The sequence below is a fragment of the Leisingera sp. F5 genome (assembly GCF_001593695.1).
This window is the reverse complement of the sequence record NZ_LUKH01000474.1, coordinates 1-2335: the sequence shown is the minus strand read 5'-3', so window position 1 is coordinate 2335 and position 2335 is coordinate 1. Positions and strand designations below refer to the sequence as shown.

Sequence of the window (2335 nt, the reverse complement as noted above, 5' to 3'; positions counted from 1 at the left end):
CCACATTGTAGATGCCATAAGCCAGTGTCGACGACCCTTCATGCGGCGCAAAATACCCGACCAAATCCGCGCCGCAGCGCGGGATCGCCTGCCCCCAGTTGCGGGCGTAGTGTTCGAACTGCGCCCTCTTGGCAGGGTCGATACGGTAACGGATTATACAGGTCAGCATGTTAAAGTCCTCAGTTTGTTCAGGACCTTATGCCTAGCCCGCACCGCGGCCTGGATGCTTCGGTGCAGACCGAAACGTTACTCCACAGTGATGGTGATCAGTTCAGAAACAACCGGCGTGGCGTGCGGCACATGGCCAGCGTCGCCCGGCACCAGCTGCAGCATGGGGCAGGAGCGCGGCCGGTGCTATCTGATCGGCCTTTCTCCAAATGCGTGATTTTTGTTTGCAGGATCAGATCAGAGATTGCAGTCGGCTGGTGAATTAACCCAAACCGCCGCCTTTTCCTGCGGTTTCAAAGGATCCAATATGCAAACTGCATCGTTTCTTGGCCTGCTCGCGGCAGGTTCGTTGTTCCTGTCGGGCTGCGTTTCACCGGACGTTGTCACCACAAATAATGTCGATGACGCTTCGCTGACCTGCGAAGGAATCAAGACCCAGATGGGCCAGCTTGATGAAATCCGTGCCGAGGCCAAGAAAGGCAAGACGGCATCTGGAAAGAACGTTGCGGCGGCACTGCTGTTCTGGCCGGCCGTGATTGGGAATTATGCCAACGCAAACGAGGCGCTGGAGGCGGCAAACAAACGTCACGAAGTGCTGGTCAGCCTGGCAAAGAAGAAGCGTTGCAAGTTCGAAGCCGCTTGAGTTCCGGGGTGTAAACAGGAATGCAGGGGGTCTTCTTCCTGCATTTTTTGTTTCTGGTCTTTGCCGCAGCCGGGCATGACGGGTAAACTTGTAACCTGCAGCCATTCCCGAATAGAGGCAGACCGTCTTGCCGAAGACCTTTCCGACCCCGAAACTGGTGATTTTCGACTGCGACGGCGTGCTGGTGGACAGTGAACCCGCCTCGAACCAGGCGATGGCAGACAACCTCGCGCGCCACGGGCTGGACCTGACCTTAGAGCAGGCAATGGCGTATTTTACCGGCGGCACCATGGCGGGTGTGATGGCAAAGGCCCGCAGCCTCGGCGCGGACCTGCCGGAAAACTGGATCGCGGAAATCTATGCCGAAACCTATGCCCGGCTGAAAGAAGGCATACCGCTCACAAAGGGCATTCCTGATCTGCTGGCACGGCTTGATGCACATGGCATTCCGGCCTGCGTGGCCTCCAACGGCAGCGAGGAAAAGATGCGCATCACTTTGGGCCAGAACGGGCTGTGGGAGCGGTTCCACCCGCAGGCGATGTTCTCAGCCCAATCGCTGGGCGTGGCCAAGCCGGAACCGGGATTGTTCCTGGCCGCCGCCAGCCACTTCGGTGTGCAGGCGCGCGATTACCTGGTGATCGAGGACAGCGGCAGCGGCGTCACCGCCGCGGTGCGCGCGGGCATGCGCTGCCTCGGGTATGCTCCGCAAGGCGGCGGCGGCAGGCTCACCGCGCTGGGGGCTGAAGTGTTCAACGATATGGCAGAGGTACCGGCCCTTTTGTCGATCTGAGGCCGTTGTGGTATTGTCGCCCGCATGGAGCAGACATTGCGCACCCCGTTTCTGCCCTCCCTTGCAGAGACTGAAACCAGGGCAAGACCCAAGCCGAAACCGCTGCGGGCGCCGCTGTTCATTCAGGACGCGGTAACCCCATGGGCAGGCAGCACCATGCTGCTGGCCTTGTGGCGGCAGCAGGAAGCAGAGGACCGGGACGGTTAGTCCCAAAGCCCGCTGCTGCTTCTTTCTGGTTGAAAATACCCCGGGGGTGCGGGGGCCGGCCCCCGCCCGGACAGCCTTACCCGTAGGTCGGGTGGAATTTCCCTGCCGGCGACAGGGTGAAAATATCAGCCCCGTCTGCAGTGACCCCGATCGAATGCTCAAACTGCGCTGACAGCGACTTGTCGCGGGTCACGGCTGTCCATTCATCCGCCAGGATCTTGGTCTCCGGGCGGCCAATGTTAATCATCGGTTCAATGGTGAAGAACATGCCCTCTTCCAGCACCGGGCCGGTACCGGGACGGCCATAGTGCAGCACGTTGGGCGGCGCGTGAAAGACCGTGCCCAATCCGTGACCGCAGAAATCGCGCACCACGCTCATCCGTTGGCTTTCGGCGTAGACCTGGATCGCATGGCCGATGTCGCCAAAGGTATTGCCGGGCTTCACCGCCTCGATGCCCACCATCAGCGAATCATGGGTGACCTGAATCAGACGCTCGGCCTTGCGCGGCAGCTTACCGGCCACAAAC

5 protein-coding genes and 1 pseudogene are annotated in these 2335 nt (G+C 60.4%); 3 read left to right on the top strand and 3 right to left on the bottom strand.

The genetic code is table 11. From position 1 onward, the window contains the following. On the bottom strand, positions 1-169 hold a 169-nt coding region (locus A2I95_RS32105; protein ID WP_291736346.1), incomplete at its 3' end, for an NIPSNAP family protein. Between the two features lie 77 nt (positions 170-246). Continuing rightward, a pseudogene (locus A2I95_RS32100) lies at positions 247-330 on the bottom strand (rod shape-determining protein RodA); the annotation flags it as partial. A gap of 82 nt (positions 331-412) precedes the next feature. On the opposite strand from A2I95_RS32100, the gene A2I95_RS32095 reads away from it, so the two are divergent. From A2I95_RS32095 to A2I95_RS32085, 3 genes are all read left to right on the top strand, one after another. Continuing rightward, positions 413-811, top strand: a complete 399-nt coding sequence (locus A2I95_RS32095) for a hypothetical protein (RefSeq protein WP_291736344.1) — start codon at positions 413-415, stop codon at positions 809-811. Between the two features lie 127 nt (positions 812-938). Next, positions 939-1601 (top strand): HAD family phosphatase, encoded by a 663-nt coding sequence (locus tag A2I95_RS32090; protein WP_291736342.1) that lies wholly within the window; start codon positions 939-941, stop codon positions 1599-1601. Positions 1602-1637: 36 nt separating this feature from the next. Continuing rightward, a complete protein-coding gene (locus A2I95_RS32085; RefSeq protein WP_291736340.1) occupies positions 1638-1808 on the top strand; it encodes a hypothetical protein in 171 nt (56 codons plus the stop codon). Positions 1809-1884: 76 nt separating this feature from the next. Here the strand turns inward: A2I95_RS32085 and A2I95_RS32080 are convergent. Continuing rightward, on the bottom strand, positions 1885-2335 hold a 451-nt coding region (locus A2I95_RS32080; protein ID WP_291736338.1), incomplete at its 5' end, for a M24 family metallopeptidase.